Here is a 16757-nt window from a genome sequence, read left to right as displayed (position 1 = left end):
AAAGAAAAGGATGCGAATCAGAATGTCAAAACTTTTTTCAGAATATAAATTAAAAGATGTAACGTTAAAAAATAGAGTAGTTATGTCGCCAATGTGCATGTATTCAGTAGAAAACAAAGACGGAATCGCAACAGATTTTCATTTTGCTCACTATGTCTCTAGAGCTGCTGGTGGGACAGGACTTGTCATCTTAGAAGCTACGGCTGTTCAAGAAGTAGGACGCATTTCTGAGCACGATTTAGGCTTATGGAATGATGAACAAGTACCAGCTTTAAAACGAATAGTAGCTGGATTACATTATCACGGCGCAAAAGCAGGAATTCAGCTAGCACATGCTGGTAGAAAAGCTGTTTTGCCAGGTGAAATCGTAGCGCCATCAGCTATTGCCTATGATGAAAGATCAACAAAACCAGCTGAATTAACAAAAGAAGCAATTAAAGAAGTGGTTGCCGATTTTAAACGTGCAGCATACAGAGCGAAAGAAGCTGGTTTTGATGTTATTGAAATTCATGCGGCTCATGGTTATTTAATTCATCAATTCTTATCACCGATTACCAATCGACGTGAAGATAATTACGGCGGCCCAGCTGGTAATCGCTATAAAATTTTAAGTGACATTATTAAAGCAGTTAAAGAAGTGTGGGACGGACCAATTATTGTGCGAGTTTCAGCAACAGACTATGCTCATGGTGGTTTGCAATTAGAAGATCATATTCCTTTTGCTAAATGGATGAAAGCAGATGGAGTAGAGCTAATTGATGTCAGCACTGGTGGGCTCGTTAATGTAGCACCTCCAGTTTTCCCGGGTTATCAAGTACCATTTGCCGATGAAATTCGTCGTGGAGCAGGAATTGCCACTGGAGCACTTGGATTGATTACGCGCGGGGAACAAGCGGAAGAAATTTTATGTAATGAACGAGCAGATTTAATTATTGTTGGTCGTGAATTGCTCCGAAATCCTTATTTTGCAAAAGATGCAGCAAAAGATCTAGGTGAAACAATTGAAGCACCAAAACAATATTCTCGAGCTTGGAAATAAAAAAAGACTTGAAATCTCAAATCGAGATTGTAGTGACCCCAAAAAGTTAGACTTTTATAGAGTGGATTTTTCCACTCTATTTTTATGCAGTTTTTTGATTGAAACGTCGAAACTCTATTGGACTTTTCCAGTTAAGCTTTTCTTTGATTCTATAATGATTGTAATAATAAATATAGTTCTCAAGGGCTTGTCGTAAATACAATCTTCCTCAGTGATGGAGTAAGCCATTTTGATTATAAATAAAAATAGAATCTATTACCTTGTTTGGGAGTTCATTGTAGCTTCATGGAATCATTTGTAATCGTTGCTGTTCAAATCCTAGTCCGTTTAATGCATCTAAATCAGCTTGATCAATAATATCATTAACAGAATCTTTATTTAGATTTTTGGCCATATCTTTCGCAAGCCCATCATCTGGAAAGACGTCAATAATTGGTGCGGGCAGCGGATATAAGCCAGAAGCTGCCTTTGCTTTTATATCTCCTCCTGAAACATTTAATAATAAAGTGAAACTTAAACTAGTTACTGTTTTTTTGGAGTTTAAATAACGAATTTCATGTTTTTTTGTGTAAATTTATACAATTGTGGTATATTTTTTAGTTTGTTTATGGTAGTATAAATAATGGTTTTCATGTTAGCTTTAAAATACATATAGATAAATTAACTGAAAATTGGAATATAAGAAGGAGGAATTTTTATGACGAAAGTTAATTCTTTTTTCAGAAAAAAGAGTTTTCATAATCCCGAAAAAGACAAACATCATTTGAATAAAACATTAGGTGCATTTGATTTAACCATGCTAGGTGTTGGAGCAGTGGTTGGTGGAGGTATATTTATTCTCCCGGGAGAGGTTGCTTCTGTTATTGCAGGACCAGGAATTATTATTTCATTTATTATCGCAGGAATTGCTTGCTGTTTGGCAGCGCTTTGTTATTCGGAATTTGCTTCTAAATTGCCAGTTGCGGGTAGCGCGTATACATATAGTTACCATGTTTTTGGCGAAGGAATTGCCTGGATACTTGGTTGGTCGCTTATTTTGGAATATGGGTTGGCGGTTGCCGCGATTGCAAGTGGTTGGTCATCGTACATGAAAAGTTTACTGGCAGGATTTAATTTGCACATCCCAACAGTAATCTCATCAGCTTATGATCCAAAAGCAGGAACTTACTTTGATTTACTCGCATTCCTAGTCATTATGATTATTGGAATTTTACTTAGTTTTGGTATTCGTGAATCGACGCGAGTGAATAATATTATGGTTTTAGTAAAAATTGCTGTAGTCGTATTATTTATTATTGTTGGCGCATTTTATGTCAAACCAGACAATTGGACACCGTTCTTGCCATTTGGAGTGCAAGGCGTAATTACCGGAGCTTCGACAGTGTTTTTTGCTTATATTGGCTTTGATGCCGTTTCAAGCGCCGCAGAAGAAGTGAAAAATCCGCAGAAAAATATGCCAATTGGAATTATTGCCTCACTGGCTGTTTGTACACTGCTTTATATTTTACTTTCAGCAGTTTTAACAGGTGTTGTTCCTTATACTGACTTGGTTGATGTAAGTGCACCAGTTGCTTTTGCTCTTCAAGCTATTAATCAAAACTGGATTGCCGGACTTCTATCTGTGGGTGCGATTGTTGGGATGACCACCGTTGTACTTGTAATGTCATACGGCGGAACTCGTTTGTTGTTTGCAATGGGACGTGATGGATTACTTCCAAAATCCTTCTCGAAAATCAGTAAAAATGATACACCAGTTCGAAATACAATGATTTTTGCTACAGTGATGGGGTTAATTGCTTCTGTAGTACCAATGGCTGATTTAGCTCAATTAATTAATATCGGTACATTGTTTGCTTTTGCGATGGTTTCTATCGGAATTTTCTTCTTACGCCGGAACCCAGAACTAAATAAAAAAGGCTTTAAGACACCTTTGTATCCTGTAGTACCAGCACTTTCATTTTTACTTTGTGTGTACTTAATGCTTAATTTATCAAAAACAACTTGGATTGCTTTTGGAATTTGGTTTGTGTTAGGAATTATTGTATATATATTCTATGGAAGAAAACACTCAGCTATTCGTTTAAAATAAGTGCATAAAAAAGGATGTTGCAAGTTAATGCAGCATCCTTTTTTCGTATTAACCTTTTAAACCAGCTTTGTTAACGATAATATCATCAATCAAGCCATAATCTTTTGCTTCTTGTGCAGTCATGAAATTATCACGATCTGTATCACGAGCGATTACTTCATATGGTTGGCCAGTTTTTTCCGCCATAATCGTATTCATACGTTCTTTAATTTTTAAAATGTGACGAGCAGCAATTTCGATTTCAGTTGCTTGACCTTGCGCACCGCCAAGTGGTTGGTGAATCATAATTTCTGCATTTGGTAGAGCAAAACGTTTACCATTTGCACCAGCTGTAAGTAAGAATGAACCCATAGAAGCAGCCATTCCCATACCGATTGTTTGGACGTCAGCTTTAACGAAATTCATTGTATCGTAAATCGCCATTCCAGCTGAAATACTACCTCCTGGAGAATTGATATATAAGAAAATATCTTTTTCAGGATCTTGTGCATCTAAGAATAATAGTTGAGAAACGATAGAGTTAGCAACATTATCATCAATTGCAGACCCTAACATAATAATTCTGTCTTTTAACAAACGAGAATAAATGTCATACGCGCGCTCACCACGGCTAGTTTGTTCAATTACTGTTGGAATTAAGTTCATATCAAGATTCCTCCTGTTAAATGTAAATTTTGAATTAGCTTTGTTTATATCATACACGAATGGTCAAATTAGGTCAAATGATAAAGTTTGAAGCAAAAAAATAGGTTTAAATTTAACAAAAAGGTATAATAGACTATATCGAAAGGAAGGTGTAGAAATGAAGAAATATACAAAAATAGGTACGTTCTTTGCTGTTTTCGTATTAGCGGTAGTTCTTTTTCAAACAAGTGTTTCTGCTCATGGTTACATATCAAAACCAGCAAGTCGAGTATACTTAGCAAGTCAAGGTATCAATACAGGGGTAGGATCTGCGCAGTATGAACCACAAAGCGTAGAAGCTGCTAAAGGATTTCCAGCAAGTGGACCGGTCGATGGGAAAATTGCTGGAGGTGGAAAATATCTACTTTTGGATGAACAAACACAAAATCGTTGGGCAAAAGTAGACATTAAGTCCGGACCACTTACGGTGGAATAGACGCTGACTGCTCCTCATAGAACTAGTGGTTGGCAATATTTCATTACTAAAAAAGGTTGGGACCCAAATAAACCTTTAACAAGAGCTACACTAGAACCATTAGCGGAAATAACCGTTGATGGTAGTACGCCTAGTGCACTTGCTAAACAAGAAATTAATATTCCGAGCGATCGTTCTGGCTATTATGTTATTCTTGGCATTTGGTCCATTGCAGATACAGCAAACGCATTTTATCAAGTTATTGACGCCAATATTATTAATTCAGACGTGGCGCCAGTCGTTGATACGGAAGCACCCACTGCACCAACGAATATAACAGGTGCAACTACGGCGAAAAAAGTGAGTTTAAAATGGACTGCATCAACTGACAACGTAGGAATTAATGGTTATGAAATTTTACGTGATGGAAAATCAATAGGAGAAAGTCAAGCAGCTGCGTATGAAGATACAACTGTTAAAGAAAATACTAGTTACACATACACAGTTCGCGCCAAAGATTTTGCTGGGAATAAGTCGGCTTTGAGTAGTGGAATTAGGTTAACGACAAAAGAAGCACCAGCAGTGGATACAGAAGCACCTACTGCACCAAAAAACTTAATGTCACATGCGCAAACAGATACAACGATTGCCCTTTGTTGGCAAGCAGCTACGGATAACGTAGAAGTGAAAAGTTATGAACTATATCGAGATAACAAGAAAATTCTTACAACAACAGCAACAATGTTCCAAGATACAAAACTTACAAATAACACAACTTACAAATATAAGGTTTATGCTGTGGATACATCAGGAAACCGTTCGCTTGTAAGTAATGAAATCACAGTGAAAACAAAACCACTTGACCCAAGTAATACATGGAAAGTGGACAGAATTTATAATGCCGGCGACCAAATCATGTACAATGGCATAGCTTATACAGCTCAGTGGTGGACAAAAGGAAATAAACCAGATTCAAGTGACGTGTGGAAAACAACAAGTACAGAAACCCAAGCCTGGAATGCATCTAAAGCATATAATGGCGGAGATAAAGTCATTTACGATGGAAAAACCTACCAAGCAAAATGGTGGATAAAAGGGGTGAAACCAGACAGCTCATCTGTCTGGGTATTAGTAAAATAACCATTTAGCCAGTAAATCTTCGGATCTGCTGGCTTTTTAGTTTAAAATAAAACTTGTAAAACCATATATTTTTCGCTATAATTATTATTCGTACGGTAATGATTTTCATCTTACATAAAGCCCTCGTGGTGCAACGGATAGCACGTAAGATTCCGGTTCTTAAAATGGGGGTTCGATTCCCTCCGAGGGCATTAATGAAAACGGCTTAAACGCTTTTATAACAGTAGTCTTCCCACTAAAAATGTCGCTGTTTTTTTACAAACCATGTATGGAGAAAAAAGTAGCCGGCGCTCGTTTTGTGAACGTAAGAAAGAAAAACCAAGCTTATTACAGTATGCTAGTGGCGGATGCAGCAATTAGACATGGGAAGCTCCAAAAATTTGGTTGCAAGAGAGTAACCATTGACCGAAAAGCAACCATTAGAGGTCAACAATGATACCGAATCAAAGGTGCTGGCTGGGCAAGAGCAGTTAACCTAAGTACGAAAAGATAATAAAAATGGCTGACCTTCAAAAGCTAGACCAAAAGTCTGTTTTAGGAAGGTCGTTTTTTTGTGTTTTAACAAATGTTGTAGAATGTGGTCTCCGGTTTTGGTTATCATATATCGAAGGTTTCAGAATGGGAGAAATAAAGGCGTTATCGAAACTAATTAGTGAATTTATCTTTTCGTTTTTTTACTTTTTATAAGAGGTGTAGATAATGAGAAAGAGTACATGGTTAAAAAAGACATTCATACTGGCGCTAGTAATTATTGTTATTGGAGGAATTAAAACAAGTTACGTTATGACAAGTAAAGCGGCGAGCCTAACAACTCCAACGCCTATTAATCAACTTTTTCCAGATCCTAATCTAGCTGAAGTAGTAAGGGAGGCTTTAGGGAGATGGAACGTTACAGATGCTGTATCACAAAGCGAATTAGATAGTATAGACACACTCCGCGCTAGCCATAAAAGTATCAAAAGGATTGATGGAATCCAATACTTAACCAATTTGAAGCTATTGTATTTTTTTGATAACCAGATAAGTGATATTAGTAAACTTGCTGAATTAACTGATTTAAGGTATCTATCTTTAAAAGACAATCAGGTGAAAGATGTAAGTGCTCTATCTAAACTAAACCGACTAAATGAATTAATTTTGGACAATAATCAGGTGATAGATATAAGTCCATTAGCAGGGTTGAAAAATCTTATAGTTTTAGACATACGTAACCAAACTTATACCAACCCGGCAATAAATTATCAAGAAAATATAGCGATTCCGATTACCGTAAGAAATGAAACAAGTACGTTACTCCAATATTTAAAAGTGAGTAATAATGGTAAAGTAGCAAATCCGAACCTTATGTGGAATTTATCCGCTTATGTGCCTGAAGTAAGTTATAGTTTTAGTGAATATCTAACGGTTGGAGGTGCAAGAACTTTCTTCACGGGGAAAGTGGTGCAACCATTAAAACCAGTTTCTGCTAAAGCCTATTATGATATAGATGGTGTGGAAACAGAAGAAAAAATGCAAGCAGGAATGTTATTAACCGAGCCGAAAACTCCAACCAAAGAAGGTTATACATTTAAAGGTTGGTATAGCGCCGAGGCTTTTGGTAAGAAATGGAACTTTACAACCGATTATACACCAAGTTATGATTTTACCTTATATGCCCAATTTAAAGTAAATAGCTATACAGCAACCTTAGAAGTTGGAGGGAAAACAACGACACAAAAAGTAGAATATCAAAAATATCTCCAAGAACCGGGAATGCCATCTAAAAAAGGTTATAGCTTTGAAGGTTGGTATGATGCAAAGAAAGGTGGCAAAAAATGGGATTTTGTAATGAACAAAATGCCAGCAAAAGATATTACTTTATATGCTCAATTCAAAAAAAAAACTGAGTCAGAATCTAACATACAAGTAAATGGCGCAACTACACCATCATCAACAAATACAAATGGAAGCCATACAACTCCCCCTGCTAAAAGAGATGGTAATTCAAAAAGCACTATGAGTAAAATATCGAGAAATAACCGTTCTAATAAACAATTCCTGGACTTACAAGAAACTACAGACAGTAATAAGGGGATTTATGATTCTCAAGGAACTACACTTCCAAAAAGCGGTGATAGTAAGAATGTGCCATTATTGGGATTGCTTTTATTAGGTACTGCGTTTGTAATTAGTAAAAAGACATGAATTGAAAAACGAATTTTTTCTATATTAAATACAAAAAATTATAATTTAGTTTCAATTCTTATGATCTTAAAATGATAACAAAAAAACATCCTACAATGGCGGAGATAAGCCCGTTTGCAGGATGTTTTTTTGTTATTTAATAATTGTATTTCTTACTTTCCAATCTTCTAACTTAATGAAAACCCAGAAACCATAAATTCCAACTGTGATAACACAAAGTAGGAACCATTTGATCCAGTGTCCAAAAAGTCCAACCGCAGATCCTTGGAATTTCAAACGTTTGCCTTCGATAACTGTATGATTTATTTTCCAGCCGTAGACCATACATAACGCCCACGGATAACAAATACCAATTGTACAAATAGTTACAATGAATCCAAGTATTGTCCAACCAATATACTGCAGTAATCCCCCATCAAAAAATGATGTTCTTCCATTTCGTGTTTCAATGGTGTTCCATTCCCCCATTTTCTCCCAACTTCCTATTATTATTTATATATAATCGTAAAAACGCTTATACCGTATTGTTTTAGCTTTCATAGCCACAGCATTTATTTTAGCATAACTACGAGGACAAGTAGACTATTAATTCATATATATAGGTTTTATTCTTTATAAATGAAAGAAATCTCTCTAAAAAGCAGTTTTAGCTCTTTATAGCTATACTTTTTTTGGCCTAATAATGCTATTATTATAGAGAATTAAAATGGAAAGGCATATACATACAATTTTTTTCTGGTAAAATGGTAACCAGCAAGGGAGGCGCTTATTTTGGCAGCTAGTTTAAGAGAGCGATTAGAGGAAGAAATTAGAGTATACAGTAAAGAAAATAATTTAACCGTTAATACAATGGATTTTTTATACGCGGGTCCTAATATGCGAGGTAGGCATACGCTCGTTCTCGCTTTTACGGAGGCCGGCATGTTTACGTTTGTATTTAAATTAAGCGATGCAGAAATGCACTTCTTAGATGCAAAGACGATTCAACAAATAAGTTTAGCTAAAAAGAAACTAGTTTACCAATTAAACATTCGTGCTGTTACAGAAGATGGCGAGGTTGAAGAAGGCAAATATCTTGTCAGTAAGCATGTTCTTGGGAGAAAATGGCATAAAGAAACTTTGCAAAAATTAATTAATAAGAAGCTTCAATTGTTATCTGTAGAATGAAAAGAAGGGTGGGGCGATGATGCAAAAAAAACGCACAAGAGCAGAAGAATTAGCAATAACTAGAAGGAAAATTCTAAACACCGCGCGTGATTTATTTATGGAAAAAGGTTACAGAGCAGTGTCCACTAGAGAAATAGCAAACCGTTTAAATATAACTCAACCAGCCCTATACCATCATTTTGAAGATAAAGAAGCACTTTATATTGAAGTAGTCCGTGAATTAACACAGCAAATCCAAATAGAAATGCACCCGCTTTTGCAATCAACTAAACCTAAGGAAGAACAACTTCGGGATATGCTAATCATGTTAATTGAAAAGCATCCAACCAATATTTTACTAATGATTCACGACATATTGAATGAAATGAAACCTGAAAATCAATATTTGTTGTATCAATTATGGCAACAAACATATTTAATTCCTTTTCAAGAATTTTTCCAAAAGCAAGAAGCTGCTGGCGAACTGCGTGAGGGTGTCAGTGCCGAGGTGGCGGCGAGATATTGTTTAGCAACTATTAGCCCACTTTTTTCTGGGAAAAGTGAGTTTGCGGAAAAACAAACTACGACAGAACGAATGGAAGAACTGATTGATTTGATGATGTTTGGTATTTCAAAAAAAGAGGTATAGTTGAACGTGCTTCTTTTTTTGGCGATTCACTTATCAATTGATAAACGAAAATAGAGCAAACTTCAAAGGGGGATTTAAAATGAAAGATGGATTTTTAAGCAAAGTTGCAAATGGAGTTGGCGGGAAGAAAGGCCGATTTATCACACTTGGAATCTGGATTATTGCAATCATCGTTTTACAAATGTTTTTTCCAAAAGCTGCAGACTATAAAGATGATGCAGCGAAAGATTTGCCTAGTTCAGAACCTTCCGTTGTCGCGCAAAAATTAATTGATGAGCAATTTGCAGGAACAGATGGGGTGCCTGCGCTTATTACCTGGTATCGCTCTACAGGTTTAACAACTGGAGACTTAATTAATATTCAAAAATATAGCAAGGAGCTAACAGAAAACCCAGTAGATTTTCAGAAAACAGCTGTTCCTTATGATAAAATGCCGCCAGTAGTCTTAAAACAACAAGTTTCCAAAGATGGCACAACTTTTATCCAGACAGTGATTATGGAAGATAGCGCGACATCAGATGAGTTGACGAAAAGCTTTAATCAGCTAGAGTCAGCAGCAAAAACAACCATTGGTGAAAATCCATTTGCTCAAAAAGTGACAGCGAGCGACACATTAGTAGCTCGAACAACTGGTCCAGCAGGGATAAGTGTCGATGCGAGTGGTCTGTTTAAAGATGCGGATGTATCACTTCTAATTGGAACAGTTTTACTTGTACTCGTATTTTTATTAGTGATTTATCGTTCGCCTATTTTGGCTTTAATTCCTTTAATTGCGGTAGGTTTTGCTTACTTGGTGATTACGCCAATTATTGGTTTATTGGCGAAAGAAGGAATTATCACATACGGTTCGCAGGGGCTCTCGATTATGACGGTATTGCTGTTTGGGGCAGGAACAGATTATTGTTTATTCCTGATATCCAGATTCCGAAGTCATTTGCATAACGAAAAAAATCGTTTTCAAGCATTTAAAGAAGCTTTTAGTGGAACGGCCGGAGCAATTGCTCTAAGTGGCTTGACTGTCATGGCGGCACTTCTATTACTTCTAGCTGCCGAGTACGGTTCATTTCATAATTTTGCAGTACCATTTAGTTTAGCAATTTTCATTATGATGATATCATCATTAACGCTCGTACCAGCATTGTTAGGTATTTTTGGTCGCGTTTCATTCTGGCCGTTTGTCCCAAGAACAGTCGAAATGGAAGAGAAACGTTCGGAGAAAAAAGCCAAAACACCGAAACACCACAAAGAAAATCGTTTCTGGCATAAAATTGGTGAGATGTCCGCGAAACATCCTGTGCGAATTTTGATTATTACATTGATAATTTTAATTGGCTGCGGTATTTTTACGACACAAGTCAAATATACGTATGACACACTTTCAACTTTTCCAGAGGATATGCCATCTCGAGAAGGATTCACGTTAATTAGTGATCACTTTGGAGCGGGTATGCTTGCCCCGATGGAAGTTGTTGTGAACTCGAAGGAATCCATGAAAGAATCTCTTGAGAATGTGGACGGGGTTAAGTCAGTATCAAGACCAGAACGAAACAATGGCTATCAAAAATATACATTGATTTTGGAAGATAACCCATATAGTAACGAAGCGATGGATGTTGTACCAAAAGTTCGCTCGGCTGCAGACAAAGGAAATGATGTTTATATCGCCGGACAAACTGCAACACAATTCGATTCGCGTGCTGTAACAACGCATGACGAGAAAGTCATTATTCCGTTAGTTATTGCTTTAATTGCGATTTTACTACTCTGCTATTTACGTTCCATTACAGCAATGCTCTATTTAGTCGCAACCGTGCTGCTTTCTTTTGTGGGGGCGCTCGGACTAGGGTGGGTCATTATCCATTATGCTATGGGAGTGGATGCGATATCTGGTTTAATACCTCTGTATGCTTTTGTCTTCATCGTGGCACTTGGGGAAGATTACAACATATTTATGATTTCTAGCATTTGGAAAAATAGTGAAAAACTACCACTCAGACAAGCGATAACAGAAGGGGTAGGACAGACAGGTGGCGTTATAACCTCGGCTGGTTTAATTTTAGCAGGAACATTTGGGGTTTTAACTACGCTCCCAATCCAATTATTAGTACAATTTGGTTTAATTACAGCAATAGGCGTCTTGCTAGATACATTTATCGTTCGTCCGTTCCTAGTACCGTCTATTACAGTACTCCTTGGAAAATGGGCATTTTGGCCAGGTAAAAAGCATAAAATGACGAAATAAATCCATTTTTTAAAATCGCTTGTCTAATCCTCCGAAAAGTATATAATAGATGTATCTAAAAGGAGGAACGACAGAAAATGAGAGTAATTGATACACACTGTGATGTGCTTTATAAATTGCAAGCTGGAAAAGGAAAATACACTTTCCAAGATGCGGCAGAACTAGATGTGAATTTTGAACGACTTATAGAGGCAAAGATGTTACTACAAGGGTTTGCGATTTTTCTTGATGACTGTGTGCCAGTAGAGCATAAATGGAAAAAAGCGGTGGAGCAAGTTAATATTTTCAAACAACATGTGCTTCACAAAGGTGGGATAATTCGCCAAGTGAAAAAATGGAGCGATTTAGAAAATTTTCCAGAAGAGAAGATTGGTGCTATGCTTACATTGGAAGGCATTGAGCCAATTGGACATGATATGGATAAATTAACACAATTACTCGATGCAGGTGTATTATCTGTCGGTTTGACTTGGAATAACGCCAATCTAGCAGCGGATGGAATTATGGAAGAACGTGGTGCTGGCTTGACACATTTCGGCAAAGAAATTATTCGCCTTTTAAACGACCGAAAAATATTTACAGATGTTTCGCATTTAAGTGTGAAAGCTTTCTGGGATACTTTGGAGGAAGCTGAATTTGTGATTGCTAGTCATTCTAGTGCAAAGGCGATTTGTTCACATCCACGAAATTTAGATGATGATCAAATTAAGGCAATGATTGAACATGATGCGATGGTTCATGTGATTTTCCATCCATTGTTCACAACTAATTCTGGCGTCGCTGATATAGAGGATGTTATTCGCCATATTGACCATATTTGTGAATTAGGAGGAGTTAAAAACATTGGTTTTGGTTCTGACTTTGATGGAATTTCAGCCCATGTTAAAGGGCTGGAAAACGCTTCGAAATATCAAGCATTCTTGAAAGTGCTAGAAAAAAACTTTACCAAAGAAGAAGTAGCAGGGTTTGCTTCTCAGAATTTTTTAAATCATTTACCAAACTAATTTAAATCCAAGTGTTAGTTGCGCACTTGGATTTTTTGCGATGGAATAAACAGAATCTACTGTAATTTGAAAATCCCCGTGTTATAATAACAAATAGGAATGGGATATCATTTAGTTTGGTATAAAAATATCAAGCTGATTTTTAATGGAGGTTTTAATGTGCGTTTAGAATCTAATTTCGTCCAAAAGCAACAACAAAAACAATCGCTGAAATTAAATATGACGCAACAATTGTCACAGTCTATTGCTATGCTACAGTTCACAACAGTTGATTTAATGGCATTTTTAGAAGATAAAGCACTTGAAAACCCATTAATTGAAGTGATTCCAGGCTCAGATATTGGAACAGATTTTTCTTATAGCAGCCGTAAAAGTTCTGGAAGTTCAGATGATACAGACTGGCTAGAACAAATTGCAGATAATAAGTTGACTTTAGCTGATGCGCTAAAAGAACAGTTGCAATTAATGAACGTGACACAAACACACAAAATAATTGTGTTATATTTAATAGAAAGTTTAAGCGATAGTGGTTATTTACAAATTGATTTAGAAGATGTCAGGGCTGCGCTTTTGACGGATGATTCAAGCGTATTAGAAGGGCTTGAGATTTTACAAAGCATGGAACCAGCTGGTGTTGGAGCAAGAGATGCGTGCGAATGTATCTTACTACAAATCGAGCGGTCCCCTGATGCTCCTTATATCGCGTATGATGTTATTCAAAAGTACTTCACAGAATTTGCCGAGAAAAAATGGAAGAAGATTGCCACAGAAATGGATGTTAGTTTGCAAGATATTCAAGAAGTATCCGATTATATTCAAACTTTAAATCCAAAGCCAGGTTCTGAATTTGAATCGGAACGCGTGCAATATGTAGTGCCAGACTTAATTTTATTACAAAAAGATAAGGAACTAGCTGTCACACTTGCGAAACAATTTTTACCGCAAGTTCGCTTCCAGGCTACTTATTATAAAACGATGCGCGCAACCGAAGAAAAAGATGTTGCGCAATTCTTAAGAGAAAAAGCGGGAGAATTTGATTGGATTAAAAAAGGAATTGAACAACGAGAAAACACTTTACAGCGCGTGGGGGAAGCAATTGTGCAACACCAGAAAGCCTATTTCTTAGATAATTCAGCGCATTTACAGCCGTTAACTTTGAAAGAAGTAGCAGAAGAATTAGGTGTTCATGAATCTACCGTTAGTCGTGCAGTAAATGGCAAATATATGGAAACAAGTACAGGTGTATACGAATTGAAGCGTTTCTTTGCATCTGGATTACAGAAAAAGTCCTCTGAAAATGAGAATTTAGGAGATGTTTCCAGCACGACGATTAAAAAATTTGTGCAAGAATTCGTATCCGCAGAAGATAAATTAAAGCCACTTTCTGATCAAAAAATAGTAGATATGTTAGCAGATAAAGAAATTCAAGTTTCTAGAAGAGCGATTGCTAAATATCGTTTAGAACTAAATATTCCATCATCATCTAAAAGAAAAAGATTTTAAAAGACGTTTTTTGCCCTAAGAGTAGGCTGTGGGACAAAAAACGTCTTTTAAAAATAAAAAAATCATTGAGAGCATGTTTCATTTTTAAGAGAGGTGGAAAACAACTAATATAGCCTATTTAGAAGTTTGCGAGAAGAAAATCAATTGTAAATTCTAGGTGAAGATTTCATAAATGTCCCACTTAACACTTGAAGAATTACGCTAAGACTGTTAGAATAGGGAACGTAGGGTAGTAAAAGAACAATAAAGAAGTTTCACCGATGTAAGCAAAAAGAGAAGGGGTAAAAAACACATTGAGAGACACATTGTTGACAAGCTGAACTAGCTTAGTTTAATAGTCTTGAAAGGTACGTTAAACCTCTATCTCTACTTTTTTTAGTTCTAACGGGACGCCATATGGCTAAGTGGGTCGATAAGCGTCCAAAGATGAGGAGCAATTAAAAATGTCAGACCTAATTAACATTCAGAAAAAGTTATTGCCCGACGTTTTAATGATTATGCAAAAACGCTATCAAATCCTACGCTCGATTTATTTTTCTGAACCAGTTGGAAGACGCACACTTGCCGGAATGCTTGGTATGAGTGAACGAGTCCTTCGCGGTGAAGTGGAATTTTTGAAAGCGCAAGGGTTAGTAGAAATTGCTTCATCCGGAATGACCGTTACAAAAGAAGGTTTGATTGTTTTTCGTGATTTAGAAAGTGTCATGAATCAGCTTTCAGGGTTACATTCGATGGAAGAGCAGTTAGCAAAAAAATTGCAAATCAAAAAATGCTTGGTAGTGCAAGGTGATAGTGATGATACGCCATGGGTTCGCGAGGAAATGGGTCGTGTGGCAGTAGAACAATTAGACATGGCGCTCACTGAAAAAAGAAACATCGTCGCAGTTATGGGCGGCTCTACAATGGCAACTGTTGCCGAAATGATGACAACTGATTTTGCAAAAGGCAGAGAATTACTGTTCGTTCCCGGTCGTGGAGGTATTGGTGAAGACCTTGACAATCAAGCGAATACAATTTGTGATAAGATGGCAACAAAGACGAACACCAAGCACCGAGTTCTCTATGTACCTGAACAACTTGGCGAAGAAGCCTATCGTTCATTACTGAAAGAACCGGCAATTCAAGAAGGTTTACGATTAGTACAATCCGCAAATGCAATTATTTTAGGCATTGGTGATGCACTCGCTATGGCGAAACGCAGACATACCAGCGAAGATGTACTTGAAAAAATCATCCATCGTAAAGCTGTTGGTGAAGCATTTGGCTATTATTTTGATGAACAAGGCGAGGTTGTACATAAGGTCCCTACATTCGGTCTTCAATTTGAAGACTTAGCGCAAATCCCGCACATTATCGCTGTTGCAGGTGGTACATCGAAAGCCAAAGCAATCAAATCGTATATGAAGAGTGCTCCCAAAAATACGATTTTAATTACGGATGAAGGAGCAGCAAAGACGCTTTTAAAAGGGAGTAATACCCTTTTGAAATAAAAAAACACTATTTTCAAGGAGGAAATTGACTTATGACAGTTAAAGTTGGTATTAATGGTTTTGGACGTATCGGACGTCTAGCATTCCGTCGTATTCAAAATGTGGAAGGAATTGAAGTTGTTGCAATCAATGACTTAACAGACGCTAAAATGTTAGCTCATCTGTTAAAATATGATACAACTCAAGGCCGTTTTGACGGTGAAGTAGAAGTACATGATGGTTTCTTCAAAGTAAACGGTAAAGAAGTTAAAGTATTAGCTAACCGTAACCCAGAAGAACTTCCATGGGGTGAACTAGGAGTAGACATCGTTCTTGAATGTACTGGTTTCTTCACAGCACAAGACAAAGCTGAATTACACATTAAAGCTGGCGCTAAAAAAGTTGTTATCTCCGCTCCAGCAACTGGCGACATGAAAACAATCGTTTACAATGTAAACCATGAAACATTAGACGGAACTGAAACAGTTATTTCTGGTGCAAGCTGTACTACTAACTGTTTAGCTCCAATGGCTAAAGTTTTAGAAGACAAATTTGGTGTTGTTGAAGGCCTAATGACTACAATTCACGCATACACTGGTGACCAAAATACATTAGACGCTCCACATCCAAAAGGTGACTTCCGTCGTGCTCGTGCTGCTGCAGAAAATATCATCCCTAATACAACTGGTGCTGCAAAAGCTATCGGTGAAGTATTACCAAGCCTTAAAGGTAAATTAGACGGAGCAGCTCAACGTGTTCCAGTTCCAACTGGTTCCCTTACTGAATTAGTAACAGTTCTTAACAAAAAAGTTACTGTTGATGAAGTAAATGCAGCTATGGAAGCAGCTTCTGATCCAGAAACATTCGGTTACACTAATGACGCAATCGTTTCTTCTGATATCAAAGGTATGACTTTCGGTTCTTTATTTGACGAAACTCAAACAAAAGTTCTTACAGTTGGCGATCAACAATTAGTTAAAACTGTAGCTTGGTACGATAACGAAATGAGCTACACTGCTCAATTAGTACGTACTTTAGAATACTTTGCAAAAATTGCTAAATAATTAGCAGATTCATTTTACTGAAGCGCTTGTTACTTCAGCAATAACAAGAATAAGCGGAGACACTATTGTTTCCGCTTATTTTCTGAAATAACGGGGCAACCCTAATCCTTTAAAATCAATGGAGGAACT

14 protein-coding genes, 1 tRNA gene and 2 pseudogenes are annotated in these 16757 nt (G+C 36.9%); 13 read left to right on the top strand and 4 right to left on the bottom strand.

The annotated features are described in order from the left end of the window. Window positions 1-22 precede the first annotated feature (22 nt). Window positions 23-1039: an NADPH dehydrogenase NamA gene (gene namA / locus CKV67_RS12445; RefSeq protein ID WP_014093685.1), complete on the top strand. Its 1017-nt coding sequence runs from the start codon at window positions 23-25 to the stop codon at window positions 1037-1039. Between the two features lie 82 nt (window positions 1040-1121). On the opposite strand, the gene CKV67_RS12440 is transcribed toward namA, so the two are convergent. Both CKV67_RS12440 and CKV67_RS12435 read right to left on the bottom strand, forming a co-directional pair. After that, window positions 1122-1241, bottom strand: a complete 120-nt coding sequence (locus CKV67_RS12440; protein ID WP_077905843.1) for an IS3 family transposase — start codon at window positions 1239-1241, stop codon at window positions 1122-1124. Between the two features lie 76 nt (window positions 1242-1317). Continuing rightward, window positions 1318-1592, bottom strand: a pseudogene (locus tag CKV67_RS12435) (internalin N-terminal domain-containing protein); the annotation flags it as partial. A 144-nt stretch (window positions 1593-1736) separates the two neighbouring features. Here CKV67_RS12435 and CKV67_RS12430 point away from each other — a divergent pair. Continuing rightward, window positions 1737-3128 carry a branched-chain amino acid transporter BcaP gene (locus CKV67_RS12430; RefSeq protein WP_025280086.1) on the top strand — a complete coding sequence of 464 codons (1392 nt, stop codon included), beginning with the start codon at window positions 1737-1739 and terminating at the stop codon, window positions 3126-3128. Between the two features lie 48 nt (window positions 3129-3176). Here CKV67_RS12430 and clpP read toward each other — a convergent pair whose 3' ends face one another. Then, window positions 3177-3773, bottom strand: coding sequence for an ATP-dependent Clp endopeptidase proteolytic subunit ClpP (gene clpP / locus CKV67_RS12425; protein ID WP_014093683.1), 597 nt, complete (start codon window positions 3771-3773; stop codon window positions 3177-3179). A gap of 157 nt (window positions 3774-3930) precedes the next feature. Here clpP and CKV67_RS12420 point away from each other — a divergent pair. The 4 genes and pseudogenes from CKV67_RS12420 (at window position 3931) to CKV67_RS12405 (ending at window position 7551) form a co-directional block, all read left to right on the top strand. After that, a pseudogene (locus CKV67_RS12420) lies at window positions 3931-5367 on the top strand (lytic polysaccharide monooxygenase). Window positions 5368-5486: 119 nt separating this feature from the next. Then, a tRNA-Arg gene (locus CKV67_RS12415) sits at window positions 5487-5558 on the top strand. Between the two features lie 107 nt (window positions 5559-5665). Beyond that, window positions 5666-5803: a hypothetical protein gene (locus CKV67_RS12410; protein ID WP_155522402.1), complete on the top strand. Its 138-nt coding sequence runs from the start codon at window positions 5666-5668 to the stop codon at window positions 5801-5803. A gap of 263 nt (window positions 5804-6066) precedes the next feature. After that, window positions 6067-7551: an InlB B-repeat-containing protein gene (locus tag CKV67_RS12405; protein WP_014093682.1), complete on the top strand. Its 1485-nt coding sequence runs from the start codon at window positions 6067-6069 to the stop codon at window positions 7549-7551. 132 nt (window positions 7552-7683) lie between these two features. Here the strand turns inward: CKV67_RS12405 and CKV67_RS12400 are convergent, their stop codons facing one another. After that, a complete protein-coding gene (locus tag CKV67_RS12400; protein ID WP_014093681.1) occupies window positions 7684-8019 on the bottom strand; it encodes a YjgN family protein in 336 nt (111 codons plus the stop codon). A 303-nt stretch (window positions 8020-8322) separates the two neighbouring features. On the opposite strand from CKV67_RS12400, the gene CKV67_RS12395 reads away from it, so the two are divergent. The 7 genes from CKV67_RS12395 (at window position 8323) to gap (ending at window position 16628) form a co-directional block, all read left to right on the top strand. After that, window positions 8323-8718, top strand: a complete 396-nt coding sequence (locus CKV67_RS12395) for a hypothetical protein (protein ID WP_014093680.1) — start codon at window positions 8323-8325, stop codon at window positions 8716-8718. Between the two features lie 19 nt (window positions 8719-8737). Continuing rightward, on the top strand, window positions 8738-9346 hold the full coding sequence (locus tag CKV67_RS12390) for a TetR/AcrR family transcriptional regulator (RefSeq protein ID WP_014093679.1): 609 nt from the start codon (window positions 8738-8740) through the stop codon (window positions 9344-9346). 79 nt (window positions 9347-9425) lie between these two features. Continuing rightward, on the top strand, window positions 9426-11588 hold the full coding sequence (locus CKV67_RS12385; protein ID WP_014093678.1) for an MMPL family transporter: 2163 nt from the start codon (window positions 9426-9428) through the stop codon (window positions 11586-11588). 77 nt (window positions 11589-11665) lie between these two features. Beyond that, a complete protein-coding gene (locus CKV67_RS12380) occupies window positions 11666-12592 on the top strand; it encodes a dipeptidase (protein WP_014093677.1) in 927 nt (308 codons plus the stop codon). Between the two features lie 159 nt (window positions 12593-12751). Further along, window positions 12752-14095, top strand: a complete 1344-nt coding sequence (gene rpoN / locus CKV67_RS12375; protein ID WP_025280084.1) for an RNA polymerase factor sigma-54 — start codon at window positions 12752-12754, stop codon at window positions 14093-14095. A 443-nt stretch (window positions 14096-14538) separates the two neighbouring features. Then, window positions 14539-15585: a sugar-binding transcriptional regulator gene (locus CKV67_RS12370; protein ID WP_014093675.1), complete on the top strand. Its 1047-nt coding sequence runs from the start codon at window positions 14539-14541 to the stop codon at window positions 15583-15585. Window positions 15586-15617: 32 nt separating this feature from the next. Beyond that, a complete protein-coding gene (gene gap, locus CKV67_RS12365) occupies window positions 15618-16628 on the top strand; it encodes a type I glyceraldehyde-3-phosphate dehydrogenase (RefSeq protein WP_014093674.1) in 1011 nt (336 codons plus the stop codon). The last annotated feature ends 129 nt before the right edge of the window (window positions 16629-16757 follow it).

This window comes from Listeria ivanovii subsp. ivanovii (assembly GCF_900187025.1).
Taxonomy (GTDB): Bacteria; Bacillota; Bacilli; order Lactobacillales; family Listeriaceae; genus Listeria; species Listeria ivanovii.
The sequence above is the reverse complement of the archived record's forward strand: the minus strand, read 5'-3'. Positions and strand labels throughout refer to the sequence as shown.